At 67.0% G+C, this 16,300-nt stretch carries 20 protein-coding genes; 18 read left to right on the top strand and 2 right to left on the bottom strand.

The window, feature by feature from the left end; genetic code table 11:
• Positions 1 to 58 precede the first annotated feature (58 nt).
• The 9 genes from rpsH to map all read left to right on the top strand — a co-directional run bounded on the left by rpsH (position 59) and on the right by map (position 5,739).
• On the top strand, positions 59 to 457 hold the full coding sequence (gene rpsH / locus AACX88_RS11775; RefSeq protein WP_009379210.1) for a 30S ribosomal protein S8: 399 nt from the start codon (positions 59 to 61) through the stop codon (positions 455 to 457).
• A gap of 17 nt (positions 458 to 474) precedes the next feature.
• A complete protein-coding gene (gene rplF, locus AACX88_RS11770) occupies positions 475 to 1,011 on the top strand; it encodes a 50S ribosomal protein L6 (RefSeq protein ID WP_339393203.1) in 537 nt (178 codons plus the stop codon).
• 2 nt (positions 1,012 to 1,013) lie between these two features.
• Entirely contained in the window at positions 1,014 to 1,394 is a 381-nt protein-coding gene (rplR, locus tag AACX88_RS11765; RefSeq protein WP_009379213.1) for a 50S ribosomal protein L18, read from the top strand.
• On the top strand, positions 1,391 to 2,059 hold the full coding sequence (rpsE, locus tag AACX88_RS11760) for a 30S ribosomal protein S5 (protein WP_339393201.1): 669 nt from the start codon (positions 1,391 to 1,393) through the stop codon (positions 2,057 to 2,059). The genes rplR and rpsE overlap by 4 nt, the downstream gene beginning before the upstream one ends.
• The gene (gene rpmD, locus AACX88_RS11755) at positions 2,059 to 2,241 is read left to right on the top strand and encodes a 50S ribosomal protein L30 (RefSeq protein WP_009379218.1); all 183 of its coding nucleotides are present in this window, start codon (positions 2,059 to 2,061) and stop codon (positions 2,239 to 2,241) included. Before rpsE ends, rpmD begins: the two co-directional genes overlap by 1 nt.
• 1 nt (position 2,242) lies before the next feature.
• Complete coding sequence (rplO, locus tag AACX88_RS11750; RefSeq protein WP_009379220.1) at positions 2,243 to 2,695, top strand: 50S ribosomal protein L15; 453 nt, start codon at positions 2,243 to 2,245, stop codon at positions 2,693 to 2,695.
• Between the two features lie 311 nt (positions 2,696 to 3,006).
• Positions 3,007 to 4,308 (top strand): preprotein translocase subunit SecY, encoded by a 1,302-nt coding sequence (gene secY / locus AACX88_RS11745; protein ID WP_339393200.1) that lies wholly within the window; start codon positions 3,007 to 3,009, stop codon positions 4,306 to 4,308.
• A 31-nt stretch (positions 4,309 to 4,339) separates the two neighbouring features.
• Positions 4,340 to 4,906, top strand: coding sequence for an adenylate kinase (locus AACX88_RS11740; protein ID WP_339393199.1), 567 nt, complete (start codon positions 4,340 to 4,342; stop codon positions 4,904 to 4,906).
• Positions 4,903 to 5,739: a type I methionyl aminopeptidase gene (gene map, locus AACX88_RS11735; protein WP_339393198.1), complete on the top strand. Its 837-nt coding sequence runs from the start codon at positions 4,903 to 4,905 to the stop codon at positions 5,737 to 5,739. The genes AACX88_RS11740 and map overlap by 4 nt, the downstream gene beginning before the upstream one ends.
• A gap of 61 nt (positions 5,740 to 5,800) precedes the next feature.
• Here map and AACX88_RS11730 read toward each other — a convergent pair whose 3' ends face one another.
• Positions 5,801 to 6,046 carry a hypothetical protein gene (locus tag AACX88_RS11730; RefSeq protein ID WP_339393197.1) on the bottom strand — a complete coding sequence of 82 codons (246 nt, stop codon included), beginning with the start codon at positions 6,044 to 6,046 and terminating at the stop codon, positions 5,801 to 5,803.
• A gap of 105 nt (positions 6,047 to 6,151) precedes the next feature.
• Here AACX88_RS11730 and AACX88_RS11725 point away from each other — a divergent pair, with 105 nt between their 5' ends.
• Positions 6,152 to 7,048 carry a PaaX family transcriptional regulator gene (locus AACX88_RS11725; RefSeq protein ID WP_339393196.1) on the top strand — a complete coding sequence of 299 codons (897 nt, stop codon included), beginning with the start codon at positions 6,152 to 6,154 and terminating at the stop codon, positions 7,046 to 7,048.
• Here the strand turns inward: AACX88_RS11725 and AACX88_RS11720 are convergent.
• Entirely contained in the window at positions 7,011 to 8,189 is a 1,179-nt protein-coding gene (locus tag AACX88_RS11720; RefSeq protein WP_339393195.1) for a MalY/PatB family protein, read from the bottom strand. The two genes, AACX88_RS11725 and AACX88_RS11720, sit on opposite strands and share 38 nt — an antisense overlap.
• Before the next feature lie 172 nt (positions 8,190 to 8,361).
• On the opposite strand from AACX88_RS11720, the gene AACX88_RS11715 reads away from it, so the two are divergent.
• From AACX88_RS11715 to rplQ, 8 genes are all read left to right on the top strand, one after another.
• Entirely contained in the window at positions 8,362 to 11,322 is a 2,961-nt protein-coding gene (locus AACX88_RS11715) for an alpha/beta fold hydrolase (RefSeq protein ID WP_339393193.1), read from the top strand.
• A 130-nt stretch (positions 11,323 to 11,452) separates the two neighbouring features.
• Positions 11,453 to 12,712, top strand: coding sequence for an MFS transporter (locus tag AACX88_RS11710; RefSeq protein ID WP_339393191.1), 1,260 nt, complete (start codon positions 11,453 to 11,455; stop codon positions 12,710 to 12,712).
• A 277-nt stretch (positions 12,713 to 12,989) separates the two neighbouring features.
• On the top strand, positions 12,990 to 13,211 hold the full coding sequence (gene infA, locus AACX88_RS11705) for a translation initiation factor IF-1 (protein WP_009379245.1): 222 nt from the start codon (positions 12,990 to 12,992) through the stop codon (positions 13,209 to 13,211).
• 63 nt (positions 13,212 to 13,274) lie between these two features.
• Positions 13,275 to 13,388, top strand: a complete 114-nt coding sequence (rpmJ, locus tag AACX88_RS11700; protein WP_009379247.1) for a 50S ribosomal protein L36 — start codon at positions 13,275 to 13,277, stop codon at positions 13,386 to 13,388.
• A 179-nt stretch (positions 13,389 to 13,567) separates the two neighbouring features.
• Entirely contained in the window at positions 13,568 to 13,936 is a 369-nt protein-coding gene (gene rpsM / locus AACX88_RS11695) for a 30S ribosomal protein S13 (protein ID WP_009379249.1), read from the top strand.
• 51 nt (positions 13,937 to 13,987) lie between these two features.
• Complete coding sequence (gene rpsK / locus AACX88_RS11690; RefSeq protein WP_009379251.1) at positions 13,988 to 14,392, top strand: 30S ribosomal protein S11; 405 nt, start codon at positions 13,988 to 13,990, stop codon at positions 14,390 to 14,392.
• A gap of 155 nt (positions 14,393 to 14,547) precedes the next feature.
• Positions 14,548 to 15,546 (top strand): DNA-directed RNA polymerase subunit alpha, encoded by a 999-nt coding sequence (locus AACX88_RS11685; protein WP_009379253.1) that lies wholly within the window; start codon positions 14,548 to 14,550, stop codon positions 15,544 to 15,546.
• A gap of 23 nt (positions 15,547 to 15,569) precedes the next feature.
• On the top strand, positions 15,570 to 16,139 hold the full coding sequence (gene rplQ, locus AACX88_RS11680) for a 50S ribosomal protein L17 (protein ID WP_339393190.1): 570 nt from the start codon (positions 15,570 to 15,572) through the stop codon (positions 16,137 to 16,139).
• Positions 16,140 to 16,300 lie beyond the last annotated feature (161 nt).

Below are 16,300 nucleotides of genomic sequence, written 5' to 3'. Positions count from 1 at the left end.
AGGTCCAAGCGCGCACGTCGCGGGCGGAAACCGTAACGAGGAAGGGCATGAGCCCACAATGACAATGACTGATCCAGTCGCAGACATGCTCACGCGTCTGCGCAACGCCAACTCGGCTTACCACGAGGACGTCAGCATGCCGTTCTCGAAGCTGAAGTCGAACATCGCCGAGATCCTCAAGGAGGAAGGCTACATCACCGGGTGGAGCGTCGAAGACGCGACGGTCGGGAAGACCCTTCGCCTCGATCTCAAGTTCGGCCCCAACCGTGAGCGTTCGATCGCCGGCCTCCGCCGTGTGTCGAAGCCCGGGCTGCGCGTCTACGCGAAGTCGACCAACCTGCCGAAGGTCCTCGGTGGACTCGGCATCGCCATCCTGTCGACGTCCTCAGGTCTCCTGACCGACCGACAGGCCGCCAAGAAGGGTGTGGGTGGGGAAGTCCTCGCCTACGTCTGGTAAGGAAAGGAGAGAAGAGCATGTCACGCATTGGCAAGAACCCGATCTCCGTTCCCTCTGGTGTCGAGGTGAAGATCGACGGCCAGGATGTCGCCGTCAAGGGACCCAAGGGCGAACTGTCCGTGACCATCGCCGAGCCGATCACCGTGTCGCTCGAAGATGGCGTCGTGACCGTGGCCCGTCCTGACGACGAGCGCGAATCGCGTTCGCTCCACGGACTGTCCCGCACCCTGATCAACAACATGATCATCGGTGTCACCGAAGGCTACTCGAAGGGCCTCGAGATCGTCGGCACCGGTTACCGTGTGCAGGCGAAGGGATCGAACCTCGAGTTCGCTCTCGGCTACAGCCACTCGATCACCGTCGAACCGCCCGAGGGCATCTCGTTCACCGTCGACGGACAGAACAAGGTGGCCGTCCACGGCATCGACAAGCAGCTGGTCGGCGAGACCGCTGCGAACATCCGGAAGCTGCGCAAGCCCGAGCCGTACAAGGGCAAGGGTGTGCGCTACGCCGGCGAGAACGTCCGTCGCAAGGTCGGAAAGGCTGGTAAGTAGAGATGGCCTTTGGCAAGAAGGAAAGCTACGGCAAGGGCAGGGCAGCTGCTCGCAAGCGTCGTCACGCTCGTCTGCGCAAGCACGTCAGCGGTACGGCCGAGCGCCCTCGTCTCTCAGTGACCCGTTCCACGCGCCACGTCTTCGTCCAGGTCATCGACGACACCGTCGGCAAGACCCTGGCATCGGCGTCCACCATGGAAGCCGAGCTGCGCGCACTCGAAGCAGACAAGACCGGCAAGGCCCGCAAGGTCGGCGAGCTGGTTGCTCAGCGCGCCAAGGAAGCCGGCGTCGAGGCTGTCGTGTTCGACCGTGGTGGCAACGCCTACCACGGCCGAGTGCAGGCCATCGCCGAAGGTGCCCGTGAAGGAGGATTGGCCCTATGAGCACTGAAGAGAACAAGGAATCGCAGGAGACTGCGGAGAACCGCGGCGGCGACAACCGCGGCGGTGACAACCGCGGCGGACGCGGCCAGGGTCGCGGACGCGGCGAAGGCCGTGGACGCGGCGGTCGCGGAGACCGCGAGGAGAAGAGCCAGTTCATCGAGCACGTCGTCACGATCAACCGCGTGTCGAAGGTCGTCAAGGGTGGACGTCGGTTCTCCTTCACCGCCCTCGTCGTCGTCGGTGACGGTGACGGCATGGTCGGCATGGGCTACGGCAAGGCGAAGGAAGTCCCCGCCGCGATCGCGAAGGGTGTCGAGGAGGCGAAGAAGAACTTCTTCCGCGTCCCCCGCATCCAGAAGACGATCCCGCACCCCGTCCAGGGTGAGGAAGCGGCAGGCGTCGTCCTGCTCCGTCCGGCCGCTCCGGGTACCGGCGTCATCGCCGGTGGTCCGGTCCGCGCCGTGCTCGATGCCGCCGGCGTCCAGGACATCCTGTCCAAGTCGCTCGGTTCGTCGAACGCGATCAACATCGTCCACGCTGCGATCAAGGCTCTGCAGAACCTCGAGCGTCCCGAGGAAGTCGCGGCCCGCCGCGGTCTCCCCGTCGACGAGGTCGCACCCCACGCTCTCCTGCGTGCGGCCGCCGAAAGCGGGGCGAAGTCCTGATGGCGAAGCTCAAGGTTACTCAGAAGAAGTCCGAGATCGGCGGCAAGCAGAACCAGCGTGACTCGCTGCGTTCGCTCGGCCTCAAGCGGATCAACGATGTGGTGGTGCACGAGGATCGTCCGGAGATCCGGGGAATGATCAACGTCGTGCGTCACCTTGTGACTGTGGAAGAGGTGGACTGATATGGCGAACAACGACGCACTCAAGCTCCACGATCTCCGTCCGGCCCCGGGCGCCAAGACCGCGAAGACCCGCGTGGGTCGCGGTGAGGGCTCGAAGGGCAAGACCGCCGGACGCGGAACCAAGGGCACGAAGGCCCGCTACCAGGTTCCGCACGGCTTCGAGGGCGGCCAGACGCCGATGCACATGCGTCTGCCGAAGCTGCGTGGGTTCAAGAACCCCGCGAAGGTGACCTTCCAGGTCGTCAACCTCGACAAGCTGTCGGCACTGTTCCCGGAAGGCGGCGACGTCACCGTCGCCGATCTGGTCGCCAAGGGCGCTGTGCGCCCGAAGCAGCCGGTCAAGGTTCTGGGCACGGGCGAGATCACTGTGGCGATCAACATCACCGCAGACAAGTTCTCGGGCTCCGCGCTCGAGAAGATCAAGGCTGCGGGCGGAAACGCCACCGAGGCCTGATCCGCTCGGCGCCTCGCGCTGAGTCGGACCACGGCTGAGAGGGGACGGTCACTCCGGTGACCGTCCCCTTCGTCGTCCCCGCACACCCAGCCACCGCCTCGGCGGGGATGGGGCACACGACCGCCGAGGCGGCCCCACCTCGGCGGCGAGACGCCGGTCACGGCGGGGCGGGGAGAACGGCGAGAAACCGGGGGAGAGGGGCCCGCTCGGTTTCGGTTCGGGGTGGAGACCCTGGTAGTCTTTTGCAGGTATTTGTCTCATTCGCCAGGTCGTGACAGCGACCCTGATATCCATCCCCACGAGGAGGACGCTTGATCGGCGCAATTCGGAGGGCCTTCAGCACGCCTGACCTGAGGAACAAACTCCTCTTCACCCTGGGCATCATCGTCATCTTCCGACTGGGCTCGTTCATCCCCTCGCCCGGCATCGACTATGAGAAGGTCCAGCAGTGCGTGGCCTCCCCGCAGCTCAATGAGGGCGGGTTCGCGATGATCAACCTCTTCAGCGGCGGCGCCCTGCTGCAGCTGTCGATCTTCGCCCTCGGCATCATGCCCTACATCACGGCGAGCATCATCGTCCAGCTGCTGCGCGTGGTCATCCCGCGCTTCGAGTCCCTCCACAAGGAGGGCGCCTCCGGGCAGGCGAAGCTCACCCAGTACACGCGCTACCTCACGATCGGCCTCGCCGTCCTGAACTCGACGACGCTCGTGGCCACCGTCGAATCCGGTGCGCTGTTCGGCAATATCCAGGGCTGCACCGACCTCATCGTCAACAACACGTGGTGGGGCCTGACGGTCATCGTCCTCACCCTCACCGCGGGCACCGGTCTGATCATGTGGCTCGGCGAGCAGATCACCGAGCACGGCGTCGGCAACGGCATGTCGATCCTCATCTTCACCTCCGTCGCCTCGGCGTTCCCGTCCTCCCTCGGCGCGATCCTCCGCGAGCAGGGCGTCGACGTCTTCCTCATCGTCATCGCCGTCGGCCTCGTCCTCGTCGCCCTCGTCGTCTTCGTCGAGCAGTCCCAGCGCCGCATCCCCGTCCAGTACGCCAAGCGCATGGTCGGACGCCGGATGTTCGGCGGCACCTCGACCTACATCCCGATCAAGGTCAACATGGCCGGCGTCATCCCGGTCATCTTCGCCTCCTCGGTGCTCTACCTGCCGAGCCTCATCGCGCAGTTCTTCGACCCGCAGTCGAAGTGGGTCGAGTGGATCAACACGTACTTCACGCGCGGCGACCACCCGATTTACATCGCCTGCTACGCCGTGCTCGTCATCTTCTTCTCCTACTTCTACGTCGCGATCACCTTCAACCCGGAGGAAGTCGCGGACAACATGAAGAAGTACGGCGGCTTCATCCCCGGCATCCGGGCCGGCCGTCCCACCGCGGACTACCTGAGCTACGTGCTCAGCCGGATCAACTTCCCGGGATCGCTCTACCTCGCCTTCATCGCGCTCGTCCCGCTCATCGCCCTCGTGCTGATCAACGCGAACCAGAACTTCCCGTTCGGCGGCACCTCGCTGCTCATCATCGTGGGAGTCGGCCTCGAGACGGTCAAGCAGATCGACGCGCAGATGCAGCAGCGCCACTACGAGGGCCTGCTGCGCTGATCCCGCGCAGACAGGTCTTGGAAGGACAACTATGAGTTCACGCATCATCCTCATCGGCCCGCCCGGAGCGGGAAAGGGCACGCAGGCCGCGCGCCTGGCCGAAGCCCTGAACATCCCGGCGATCTCGACCGGCGACATCTTCCGCGCCAACGTCAAGGGCGAGACCGAGCTCGGCACGCTCGCCAAGCGCTACATGGACGCCGGTGAGTACGTCCCCGACGAGGTGACGAACAAGATGGTCGCCGACCGGCTCGACCAGGACGACGCCCGTGAGGGCTTCCTCCTCGACGGCTACCCGCGCACCGCCGCCCAGGTCGCCGAACTCGACCGGATGCTCGAGGGATCCGGACACGAGCTCTCCGCGGTCGTCGAGCTCACCGCCGACACCGACGAGGTCGTCGCCCGGCTGCTCGCCCGCGCGCAGACCGAGGGCCGCACCGACGACAGCGAGGACGTCATCCGTCACCGCCTCGACGTCTACGCCGAGCAGACCCAGCCGCTGACCGACATCTACCGCGAACGCGGACTGCTGCGTGAGGTCGACGGCCTCGGCGAGGTCGCCGAGATCACCGACCGCATCCTTTCCTCCCTGCGATGATCTTCGGTCCCCGGATCGAGCTGAAGACTCCGGCGGAGCTTGCGACCATGCGCCGAGCCGGGCTCGTCACCCGGGCAGCGCTCGACGCAGCCAGGGATGCCGCGGTTCCGGGGGCGACGACCGCTGAGGTCGACGCGGCCGCCGAGGCGGCGATCCTCGCAGCCGGAGCCACGTCGAACTTCAAGGGCTACCAGGGCTTCCCGGCCGTCCTGTGCATCTCCGTCAACGACGAGATCGTCCACGGGATCCCCGGAGACCGGGTGCTCGCGGCAGGCGACCTCGTCTCGATCGACGGCGGGGCGATCGTCGAGGGCTTCCACGGGGATTCGGCGTTCACGATGATCGTCGGCGGCGATGAGGCCGGCACCGAGGCCGACCGCGCGCTCTCGGCGGCGACCGAGGCCGCCATGTGGGCGGGCATCGCCGCCTTCGCCACAGGCGCGAAGGTCAGCGACATCGGGGACGCCATCGACGACTGCGTCACCGAGATCGCCCCGGATCTCGGCCTCGTCGAGGAGTTCACCGGGCACGGCATCGGCACCGCGATGCACATGGCCCCCGAGGTGCTCAACTACCGGGCGAAGTCCAACGGTCCGAAGATCCGCTCGGGCATGTGCCTGGCGATCGAACCGATGCTCACCGCAGGCAACCCGGAGACCCGCACACTCGCCGATGACTGGACGGTCGTCACCGCCGACGGCTCCCGGGCCAGCCATTGGGAGCACAGCGTCGCCAGGCATGACGGCGGCGTGTGGGTGCTCACCGCCGCCGACGGGGGAGCGGCCGGGCTCGCGCCGTACGGGATCGTGCCCGTGCCTCCTGTGGCCGGGTAGTCCCGCAGCCGGACGATTGGCCGACCGGCGCGCGAAGAAGGGGAGTGGGGCGAGGACCGGGTCAGGCGGTCTGGCCGACCACCGAGCGTTTGGCCGCCGCCGCATAGCCGATGTAGCAGGCGACGAAGGTGCCGGAGAACGTCATCGCTCCGAGCGCGAACATCCACGCCGCGGTCTCGAGGATCCCGGCGCCGACGATCTGGAAGATCGCGAAGGCGACGAAGGTCGCGATCCCTCCGGCGATCATCGCGCTCGTCCGCGCCATCTGGTAGGAGCGCAGGCTCTGGGTGTGCTTCTCATCGTCCATGACTGACCTCTCTTCTCATCGTCGCAGGTGGGGAAGGGTCACCACCCCCAGATCCGCGGGGCCTGAGCAGTCGGGGACTGCCTGGTCCCAAGGTACGATCGGGCCATGGGCGAAATCCACGATCTCACGAAACGTGGCTCAGATGTGGGCGATCGCTACCGGCTGACCCGCATCGCCTTCGACGTCGTCTCCGTGTTCGGGTGCCTGCGCGCCGGCGCCGTCCCCGGGCCCATCATCGTCCGGGTCCTCGCCGATCACGGGTATTCGGCCTCGAGTGTGCGCAATCAGCTCACGCGCATGGTCCAACGCGGGCTCATCTCTTCCGAACGGCGCGGACGGGTGACGCAATATCGGCTGAGCGAGCGCATCCTCTCCCAGTTCCGGGACATCAGCGGCGAACGCACCCCTCCGAGCTACGACGGTCGCTTCCATGCCGCGATCTACACGATCCCCGAATCCTCGCGGCAGCTGCGCGATCGCGTCCAGTACGTCGCACGCATGCTCGGCTACCGACAGCTGCGCCCCGGTGTGCTCATCGGCTTCGCCGACCGCAGCGGTGACCTGTGCGCCCAACTGCCCGACACCGTCGACGGCGGCTGGTACGAGTGCACCGAGATCGTGCCGGACAGCCTCGAGACGGCGAAGCGGATGACGGCGGTCGCGTTCGGCCTCGCCGACGCCCACCGACAGGTCGAGGAGTTCGAGGACGCACTCGCCGTGCTCGCCGGCCCGCACGGTGTGCCGGGCTCGGGTGAACCCGATCTGCCGATCGGGCGCTTCTTCGACCTCTACTTCCGCATCGGCCGCGCCGTCCTCGAACACCCTCTGCTGCCCGCCGAGATCGTCGGCGACTGCCAGCCCTCACAGCACTTCCGCACCGCGATGGACCGCTGCAATCTCGAGTACTATGTGCGCTACGACGAGCAGGTGAGACAGGCCGCAGCCGAGAGCTCCGTCGTCGACCTCATCGAGTGGCTCCCCGAAGGCGGGTACCAGCCCTGACTGCGGGGACGAGCCGCTCGAGCGTCTGACGCAGCAGCGGGCGAGGGAGAGCGAAGTTGAGGCGCACATGCCCCGCCCCGACCTCCCCGCACAGGCGCCCCTCGGTCAGTGCGACCTTCGCGGTGTCGGCGAAGTGCTCGGTGAGACCTGTACCGAAGCCGTAGCCGCGCAGATCGAGCCACGCCAGATACGTGCCCTCGGGCGGGATGAAGGGCACGTTCGGCAGTTCCGTGCTGAGCACCTCGGTGAGCAGATCCCGGTTGCCCCGCAGGTAGGCGGTGATCTCCGTCAGCCACTCGCCGCCGCGCGTGTACGCGGCAGTGGTCGCGAGGATCCCCGGATTCGATGCGGCCCCGGAGACGAAATGCCCGCGCCGCTTCCACACGTTCCGGTCCTCAGGGTTCGACAGGATGAGCTGGGCGCATTTGAGGCCGGGGATGTTGAAGGCCTTCGATGCCGCGGTGGCCGTGGCCGTGTGCCCCGCGGTGAGATCGTTCAGGCTCGCATAGGGCACGTGTCGGGCGGGGTCGTAGACGAGCGGGGCGTGGATCTCATCGGAGAACACGCGGGCCCCGTTCGCCTCGACCACCTCGGCGAGGGCGAGGAGCTCACCGGAGTCGTAGACCTTCCCGATCGGGTTGTGCGGATTGCACAGCACGAGGGTCGCACCCGGGCTCAGGGCGTCGTCGATCGCCTCGAGATCGAGCGTCCACTCGGTCTCCGTGCGCAGCATCGGCACTTCGATCAGCTGCCGACCGGTGACCCGGGCGACGTCGAAGAACGGCATGTACGCGGGAGTGGGCAGGACGATCGGGGTGTCGGGCTCGGTGAGGAACTCGAGGACCCCGAGGAACGCGGCGAGGACGTCACTGGCGGGTTCGACGTGGGATGCCGGGAACCGCCAGCCGTAGCGGCCGGCACAGAACTCCGCGGTCGCGACTCTGAGGTCGGCGACCATCTGCGTCGGGGCGTAGCCGTAGAGGTCGCGTTCGTCGATCTCGGCCAGCGCGTCCCGGATGACGGGGGCGACGCCGAAGTCCATCTCCGCGATGAAGGCGCCGAGGCTGCCGGGATACGAGGACCATTTGCGGCCGCCCTTGGCGACGAGCGACTCCTCGGTGATGGCGTCCAGATCGTGCATGCTCAGCTCTCCTCAGGCGACGGTGACCCGAGACACGCTAGCAGGGGAGCACGCGGCCGGGCAGGGGCATCCGACATCGGAGGTCACAGCCCGGACGAACGCGATGGTCACGAAACGATAACGAAGATCTTGAAAGATTCCTGACCGTTATCTGTGCGTTACTATGGCGATTATGACCCGAATCACATTCAGAGGGTCTTCGCGTGTCCTGGGAGCGTCGATCATCGGCGCTTCACTGCTGTTCGCGGGGGCTCTGCCCGCTGCGGCCACCGGTCCCGCGGAGTCGCCCGCACAGTCCACCCAGCAGACAACGACCTCGGACGTCGACGAACTCGAGATCGTCCTCGGCATCGACGCCGAGGTGGCCGCCTCGTCCTCGCTCGTCATCCCCGTCACCGTCCGCGCCGCCGAGGCAGCGACGACGCTGCGCATCGTGCGCGCGACGAACAACGAAGCCGTGCCCGGCACCGACACCGAGGTGGCCGCCGGCTCCGGCGCTGTCGAGACCGAACTCGACGGCTCGGGCCTCGAACCCGGCACCTACATCGTCAAGTCCGCCGACGGACTGAAGACGAGCGAGGACTTCACGGTCTCACCCGCAGAGGGCACCGCCCCCGGGCAGACTCCCTCCGAGACCCCGAGCGGGACCCCCACGGATGCCCCCACACCCACCGAAGCACCGACCGAGACTCCCACTGACGAGGCGAGCTCAGCACCGGCGGCCGGTGAGCTCGATGAGTACTACCCGCAGCTGGCCAAGGAGCTCTTCCGGCAGGACGACGGCACCTACCGGATCCCCGACCCGAAGAGCGGCGGCAAGGGCGCCGGCAACATCCCCGCCGGACTGGGGGCGTACTACAACCAGAAGGTCGACCTCAGCGCGGAGAACTGCGCCAAGCTCGGCTACCCCGACTACACGGAGCGGATCGGCCGCACCCCGGTCTGCGGGTACCTCATCGCCCCGATCGATGCGAAGAACCCCGCCGCCGGCAACGTCGCGATCGCGATGATGAAGGTCCCGGCCGGCAAGGTCGTCGGCGGGAAGTTCCAGCCGACGAAGCCCCAGGGCACCGTGGCCTGGAACCCGGGCGGACCGGGCGGGTCGGGCATGACGCTCGGCGTCGCCGGCGCCCTCTACGAACCCGACCTCGCCGCGAACTTCGACCTCGTCGGCTTCGACCCGCGCGGCACCGGCGGCTCGATGCCCTTCTCCCAGTGCTCGACGGACGAGCAGATCGATGCCGACCGGGCCGAAGACGCCTGGGCCGGGGACCGCGACGATGCCGAGGACATCCTCAACAAGCAGTCCGAGCGCTTCGCCGCCGACTGCATCGAGAACACCGGCAAGCTCTTCGACCTCGGCGAGGGCGGCCAGGAGAACCTCATGAAGCACCTGGGGACCTGGGACGCCGTGGGCGACCTCGACCTCATCCGGGCCACGAGCGGAGACGACAAGCTCGACTTCATCGGCTTCTCCTACGGCACCCGGCTCGGCTACGTCTACGCGCAGAAGTTCGGCGACAGCGTCGGCCGACTCGTCCTCGACGGCGCCGTCGACCCCGGCAACGTCTCGGCGTACAAGGCGCTCAAGGACATCAACAAGGACCCGCAGGCCTACCTCGACCCCAACGGCAAACTCGTCTCTGCCGCCGAGGCGGATGAGGACGCCGACGACTCCGTCAACCAGATCGCCGGCTTCCAGGGCACCTTCGAACAGTTCGCCCTCGACTGCTCGGCGAAGGGTGATGCGGGCAGGACCTGGGCGCAGACGTACCCGGATCTCGAGTTCCCCGCTCGGCTCGCCGACCTCAAGGATCAGCCCTTCACGTGCGCCCTCGGCGACGGCATCACCGACCGCAAGGCGCTGACCACCGCGGTGCAGGGCATCCTCCGTTCCCTCGAGGGCAAGCCCCTGCCGACCGGGGCCGAGGGCGACGACCGCGACGTCACCTTCGGCGATGCCCGCACCGGCGTCATCCAGGCCCTGTACTCGGAGACCCTGTGGCCGCAGCTGGCCCTGGGGCTGACCGAGCTCAAGGCGGGGGAGACCTCCGGTGTGCTCATGGCGCTCGCCGACGACTACAACTCCCGGGATTCGACCGGCCACTACGATCCGATGCTCCAGGCGTTCACGAACATCCGCTGCACGGACGAGAACAACTCCGGGAACAAGCCCGATCTCAACGCCCTGCGCGATCTCGCGAAGCGCTACGACGAGGCCGGACCGTTCCAGGCGGCATCGGTCTCCCCGGGCGTCTACGACTACTGCGACTTCTGGAAGTTCAAGGGCACCCTGCCCAAACCGCAGAAGCTCACGGCCGTGCCGAACATCCTCGTCGTCTCGACCTCGCACGACTCGGCGACCCCGTACGCCTCGGGCGTCAAGCTCGCCCGCACGATCGACGGCAGCCTGCTCTCGGTCTCGGGTGCCTCGCACACCTCGTACATGTCACGGGACGAGAACAAGGCGTGCACGGACGAGACGGTCAACGCGTTCCTGGCGAAGGGCACCCTGCCCAAGGTAGGGGACTTCGGACCGAAGCTGCCGAGCCCCGACACCGCCGTCGACGACCGCGGTGAGACGATCCAGCTGCCCAACCGGTGCCGGATGGACACGTTCCGGGCCGACGACTTCTCCCTGGACAAGGAGACGGTCAAGGCGGGCGAGAGCGTGCTCGCCAGCGTCAAGCACCAGGCCTCGGAGGCCGACTACACCGTCGCCTTCGAGACCGGAGGCACCCTGGGGCGCCTGACGACGGACAACGGCGGCAACGCCGCGGCGAAGCTCGTCGTGCCGAAGGACGCGAAGCCGGGCACCTACGTCGTCCAGCTCCTCGACGAGACGGGCAAGACGACGGCGAACACGACGCTGACCGTCACCGGCGACGACGGCGGAGGCTCCGTCGGTTCCGATGGCGGTTCCGGCGGCGATGACGGCTCCGGCGGCGGCGATGACGAGGATCCGAAGGGCGGCGGTGACGTGCCCGGGGGCGGTGGCTCCGGCGGCGGATCGGGCGGCAGTCTGCCGCGCACCGGTGCCGACATCTGGCCTCTGCTCGCCGGGGCGCTCGTGCTCCTCGGCGCCGGCGGGCTCGTCTACCGCGCCACCCGCGGCAGGGGCGCGAAGCACTGAGCGCCTGAGCAGAGCCGAGGCGGTCGGACGCGGATCTCAGATCTGCGCCCGGCCGCCTCGGCGTCTGCCGGGGTCGACTAGCATCGGAGCCGACTGAGCAGAGACGATGCGGACAAAGGAGGGGACCGACGTGGCGAGCACATTCGCACGCAACCAATGGGCGCTGTGCGCAGCGCAGCTCTTCGCCGGCATCGGCGTGGCCACCGGGTTCGCCGTCGGCGGCATCCTCGCCGAGGACCTCACCGGCCGCACCGAGCTCGCCGGCTTCGCGCAGACCGCCTCGATCCTCGGTGCCGGCCTCCTCGCGCTGCCGCTGGCCAGGCTCGCCGAGGTGCGGAACCGGAGGTGGGCGCTCGGTCTCGGCTACGGCCTCGCGCTCACCGGGGCCCTGCTCATCGTCGCAGCCATCCTCGCCGGCCTCGCCCCGCTCTTCTTCATCGGCATGGGGTTCTTCGGCGCGGCCACCGCCGCTGGACTCCAGAGCCGGTACGCCGCCACGGACTCAGCCCCTGAGCGGCTGCGGGCCCGGGCGATGTCGATCGTCGTGTGGGCGACGACCGTCGGCTCGGTGCTCGGACCCAACCTCGCCCAACCCGGCGCCCGCCTCGGCGAGGCACTGGGCATCGACCCCTTCGCCGGGCCCTTCCTCATCGCCGTCGGCGGCTACCTCCTCTCCTTCGTCTGCGTGCTCTTCCTCCGCACCCCGCCTCCCACCACAACAGGGTCTGAGGCAGTCGACGCCGATGATGGCGAGCCCGATTCCACGGCAGAACGGCCGCTCCCCGCTTCCCGCCGAGGCGGCACCTGGACGGCCGTGCGCCGCAGCCCCGGCGCGATGCTCGGGCTGCTCTCGGTCGTCAGCGGCCACATGATCATGGTCGCCACAATGGTCATGACCCCGGTCCACATGGACCACCACGGGTTCGGCCTCGGCCTCATCGGGGTGACGATCGCCGGGCACATCTTCGGCATGTACGGACTCTCACCGGTCTTCGGATACCTCACCGACCGGTTCTCGCCCGGCCGGGTCATCCTCGCAGGCCAGGTCCTCTTCGCCGCGGCGCTCGTCCTCGGGTTCATCGACGCGGTGGGCCAGTCGTCGTTCCTCCGGCTCTCGATCGCCCTCTTCCTCCTCGGCCTCGGATGGTCCGCGTGCCTCATCGCCGGCTCCACCCTGCTCACCCAGGAGATCGACCCGGCCCACCGGATCCCCGTGCAGGGACTCTCCGATGCGGGGATGAACCTCGGTGCCGCCGCTGTCGCAGCTCTGGCGGGCCCACTGCTCGCGATCGGCGGGTTCGCGTGGATCACCGTGCTCGGCTTCGTCGTCCTCTCCCTCAGCGTTCTCGCGGGCATCCGCACCGGATACGGGGCGCGCGGACCACGGTGAGGTCGGCCGCCTCGGCGGGGGAACGGTGATTGTAGGGGAAGTCACGCCGGGAATCCAGGACCGCCTGGAAGATCCTCGACTCGTGGTGTAGAGTAGATGATTGGTCTGTTCTCACTCAACTCATCCTCTGACGGTTGTGGGCGGCGTCACGCCATCCACAGCCTTTCATGTGATGGGGGAGAGCAGGAGCAGTCCGTGGGGATCGCCGGTGCCGACCGGCGATCGACGATTACGTCGAACGCGAAGGTTTCGCGGGAATACGAGGTTAGCGAACGATATGGCCAAAAAAGAAGGGGTCATTGAGATCGAGGGCACCGTTGTCGAAGCTCTCCCGAACGCATCGTTCCGGGTCGAGCTGAGCAACGGGCACAAGGTGCTTGCGCACATCTCAGGGAAGATGCGGCAGCACTACATCCGAATCCTGCCCGAGGACCGAGTCATCGTGGAGCTGTCTCCTTACGATCTCTCGCGTGGACGAATCGTTTACCGCTACAAGTAAGGATCTTCGATCATTCGCGCCGGACTCCCTGGGAAGGGAGACCGGCCGAGAGAAGGAAAAACGATGAAGGTTAAGCCCAGCGTCAAGAAGATCTGCGAGAAGTGCCAGGTGACCCGCCGCCACGGTCGAGTCATGGTGATCTGCTCCAACCCGCGCCACAAGCAGCGTCAGGGCTGAGCAGCTCTTCGAGCAGACGGAGTCCCCGATCGGGGACTCTTCGCAGCACCACACCCACGCAGACCTCGCCCCCTGCGCTCAAGCGCAGGACGATACCTTCGGTCGGGGGCCGAGGACCTCAGGTCACTGAGGACAGGTCTGCATCAGCACCTCCGAAACAACAACAGGAGTAAGAACCTATGGCACGTCTTGCCGGAGTCGACATCCCGCGCGAAAAGCGCGTGGAGGTCGCCCTGACATACATCTATGGTGTGGGCCGCACCCGTGCGCGCCAGACCCTGACGGAGACCGGGATCAACCCCGACACCCGTGTGAAGGACCTGAGCGACGCCGAGCTCGTTCAGCTGCGTGACTACATCGAGGGCACGTTCCAGGTCGAAGGCGACCTCCGCCGTGAGGTTGCCGCCGACATCCGCCGCAAGGTGGAGATCGGCAGCTACGAAGGCCTGCGCCACCGCCGCGGTCTCCCGGTTCGCGGTCAGCGGACCAAGACCAATGCGCGCACCCGCAAGGGACCCAAGCGCACCGTGGCCGGTAAGAAGAAGTAACATGCTCACCCGGTTGACCGGCGTCAACCACCTCGATCAGGAGTAAAACATATGCCTCCCAAGTCACGCGCCGCTTCAGCGCGCAAGCCTCGCCGCAAGATCAAGAAGAATATCGTTGCCGGCCAGGCCCACATCAAGTCCACCTTCAACAACACCATCGTGTCGATCACCGATCCGACCGGTGCTGTCATCTCCTGGGCCTCCTCCGGTGAGGTCGGCTTCAAGGGTTCGCGCAAGTCGACTCCCTACGCCGCTCAGATGGCTGCGGAGTCCGCTGCCCGCCGCGCACAGGAACACGGCCTGAAGAAGGTCGACGTGTTCGTCAAGGGACCGGGCTCGGGCCGCGAAACCGCGATCCGCTCCCTGCAGGCCGCCGGCCTGGAACTGGGCACCATCCAGGATGTCACCCCGGTTCCGTTCAACGGCTGCCGTCCGCCCAAGCGCCGCCGCGGCTGACCCTTTCCGTGACACCGCCGCAGGTGACGGGCCGCTCGGCCCGCCGCCTTCGGCGATGCGGATTCTTTGCATAAACCGAACCGTTCTTCATGGCCTGCGGCCATGACGTGCAGTGCGAACGTCATATAGCGGATGTTCGCTGAAAGGAAGCCCACGTGCTCATTGCACAGCGCCCAACACTCACGGAAGAAGTCGTCTCCGACAACCGCTCCAGGTTCGCCATCGAGCCCCTCGAGCCCGGATTCGGCTACACCCTCGGCAACTCGCTTCGTCGCACCCTGCTGTCGTCGATTCCGGGAGCCGCCGTCACCTCGATCCGGATCGACGGCGTCCTCCACGAGTTCAGCACCGTCCCCGGCGTGAAGGAGGATGTCACCGAATTCATCCTCAACCTCAAGTCGCTGGTCGTGTCGTCTGAATTCGACGAGCCTGTCGTTGCGTACCTGCGCAAGCAGGGCCCTGGCACCGTGACCGCTGCCGATGTCTCCGCTCCCGCCGGAGTCGAGATCCACAACCCGGACCTGCACATCGCCACGCTCAATGGCGAAGGCCGTCTGGACATGGAGCTCACCATCGAACGCGGACGCGGCTACGTGTCGAGCGCCCAGAACAAGAACGCCGATGCCGAGATCGGCCGGATCCCGGTCGACTCGATCTACTCGCCCGTTCTCAAGGTCACCTACAAGGTCGAGGCCACTCGTGTCGAGCAGCGCACCGACTTCGATCGTCTCGTCCTCGATGTCGAGACCAAGCCGTCGATGACTCCGCGCGACGCCATCGCGTCCGCGGGCAAGACGCTCGTCGAGCTCTTCGGCCTCGCCCGTGAGCTCAACGTCGAAGCCGAAGGCATCGAGATCGGCCCGTCGCCGGTCGACGCCGCTCTCGCCGCCGATCTGGCTCTGGCGATCGAAGACCTCGATCTGACCGTGCGCTCCTACAACTGCCTCAAGCGTGAGGGCATCCACACCGTCGGCGAGCTCGTTGCCCGCAGCGAAGCCGACCTCATGGATATCCGCAACTTTGGTTCGAAGTCGATCGACGAGGTCAAGGCCAAGCTCAACGAGCTGGGTCTGAGCCTCAAGGACAGTCCTGCCGGGTTCGAATCCGGTCTCGCGGAAGAGGACCAGTCCTACGTCGAAGACGAACAGTACTGATCAAGACCTAGGAGTTTTCCACTATGCCTACCCCAACGAAGGGTCCCCGCCTCGGCGGATCGCCCACCCACGAGCGTCTCATGCTCAACAACCTGGCAGCCCAGCTGTTCGAGCACAAGCGCATCACGACGACCGTGACGAAGGCCAAGCGCCTCCGCCCGGTGGCCGAGCGCCTCATCACCGCTGCGAAGAAGGGCGACCTCGCCGCCCGTCGTCGCGTGCTCGCGCAGATCAACGACAAGTCGATCGTCCACGAGCTCTTCACGACGATCGCCGAGACCATGGCCGAGCGTCCCGGCGGCTACACCCGCATCACGAAGATCGGGCCCCGCAACGGCGACAACGCGCCGATGGCCGTCATCGAGCTCGTCCTCGAGCCGTACTCGCCGAAGCAGGCCACGGTGAAGGAGGCCGAGCAGGCCACCGCCGCCGCTGCCGACGAGACCGTCGTCTCCGATGACGTCACCGTCACCGAGGATGCCGACGGCGACGTCGTCGTCGACGAGGTCGAGGTCACCGAGGACGCCGAAGGCAACATCGAGGTCGACGAGACCGTCGAGACCGTCGACCCCGAGGCCGGCAAGGACAAGTGACTCTGATCTAGAGTCGGACTGTTCCGACACCGCAGGCGGGCACCCACTGGGTGTCCGCCTGCGGTGCATTCACGGGGCTGCGCGCCCGTGGCTGCTCGATCCACGCGTGGCTCGGTTTCCGCGTCGCCCAAGACGCGGATTTCCGCGCAAGTGTGGATCGA

Origin of the sequence: Brevibacterium metallidurans (assembly GCF_037101285.1) — a bacterium.
Taxonomy (GTDB): Bacteria; Actinomycetota; Actinomycetes; order Actinomycetales; family Brevibacteriaceae; genus Brevibacterium; species Brevibacterium metallidurans.
The sequence above is the reverse complement of the archived record's forward strand: the minus strand, read 5'-3'. Positions and strand labels throughout refer to the sequence as shown.

What these genes read in the sequence shown, in the direction of transcription:
- rpsH (WP_009379210.1), top strand. Translation starts at nt 59, where the DNA reads ATGACAATGACTGATCCAGTCGCAGACATGCTCACGCGTCTGCGCAAC.
- rplF (WP_339393203.1), top strand. Translation starts at nt 475, where the DNA reads ATGTCACGCATTGGCAAGAACCCGATCTCCGTTCCCTCTGGTGTCGAG.
- rplR (WP_009379213.1), top strand. Translation starts at nt 1,014, where the DNA reads ATGGCCTTTGGCAAGAAGGAAAGCTACGGCAAGGGCAGGGCAGCTGCT.
- rpsE (WP_339393201.1), top strand. Translation starts at nt 1,391, where the DNA reads ATGAGCACTGAAGAGAACAAGGAATCGCAGGAGACTGCGGAGAACCGC.
- rpmD (WP_009379218.1), top strand. Translation starts at nt 2,059, where the DNA reads ATGGCGAAGCTCAAGGTTACTCAGAAGAAGTCCGAGATCGGCGGCAAG.
- rplO (WP_009379220.1), top strand. Translation starts at nt 2,243, where the DNA reads ATGGCGAACAACGACGCACTCAAGCTCCACGATCTCCGTCCGGCCCCG.
- AACX88_RS11740 (WP_339393199.1), top strand. Translation starts at nt 4,340, where the DNA reads ATGAGTTCACGCATCATCCTCATCGGCCCGCCCGGAGCGGGAAAGGGC.
- map (WP_339393198.1), top strand. Translation starts at nt 4,903, where the DNA reads ATGATCTTCGGTCCCCGGATCGAGCTGAAGACTCCGGCGGAGCTTGCG.
- AACX88_RS11730 (WP_339393197.1), bottom strand. Translation starts at nt 6,046, where the DNA reads ATGGACGATGAGAAGCACACCCAGAGCCTGCGCTCCTACCAGATGGCG.
- AACX88_RS11725 (WP_339393196.1), top strand. Translation starts at nt 6,152, where the DNA reads ATGGGCGAAATCCACGATCTCACGAAACGTGGCTCAGATGTGGGCGAT.
- AACX88_RS11720 (WP_339393195.1), bottom strand. Translation starts at nt 8,189, where the DNA reads ATGCACGATCTGGACGCCATCACCGAGGAGTCGCTCGTCGCCAAGGGC.
- AACX88_RS11715 (WP_339393193.1), top strand. Translation starts at nt 8,362, where the DNA reads ATGACCCGAATCACATTCAGAGGGTCTTCGCGTGTCCTGGGAGCGTCG.
- infA (WP_009379245.1), top strand. Translation starts at nt 12,990, where the DNA reads ATGGCCAAAAAAGAAGGGGTCATTGAGATCGAGGGCACCGTTGTCGAA.
- rpmJ (WP_009379247.1), top strand. Translation starts at nt 13,275, where the DNA reads ATGAAGGTTAAGCCCAGCGTCAAGAAGATCTGCGAGAAGTGCCAGGTG.
- rpsM (WP_009379249.1), top strand. Translation starts at nt 13,568, where the DNA reads ATGGCACGTCTTGCCGGAGTCGACATCCCGCGCGAAAAGCGCGTGGAG.
- rpsK (WP_009379251.1), top strand. Translation starts at nt 13,988, where the DNA reads ATGCCTCCCAAGTCACGCGCCGCTTCAGCGCGCAAGCCTCGCCGCAAG.
- rplQ (WP_339393190.1), top strand. Translation starts at nt 15,570, where the DNA reads ATGCCTACCCCAACGAAGGGTCCCCGCCTCGGCGGATCGCCCACCCAC.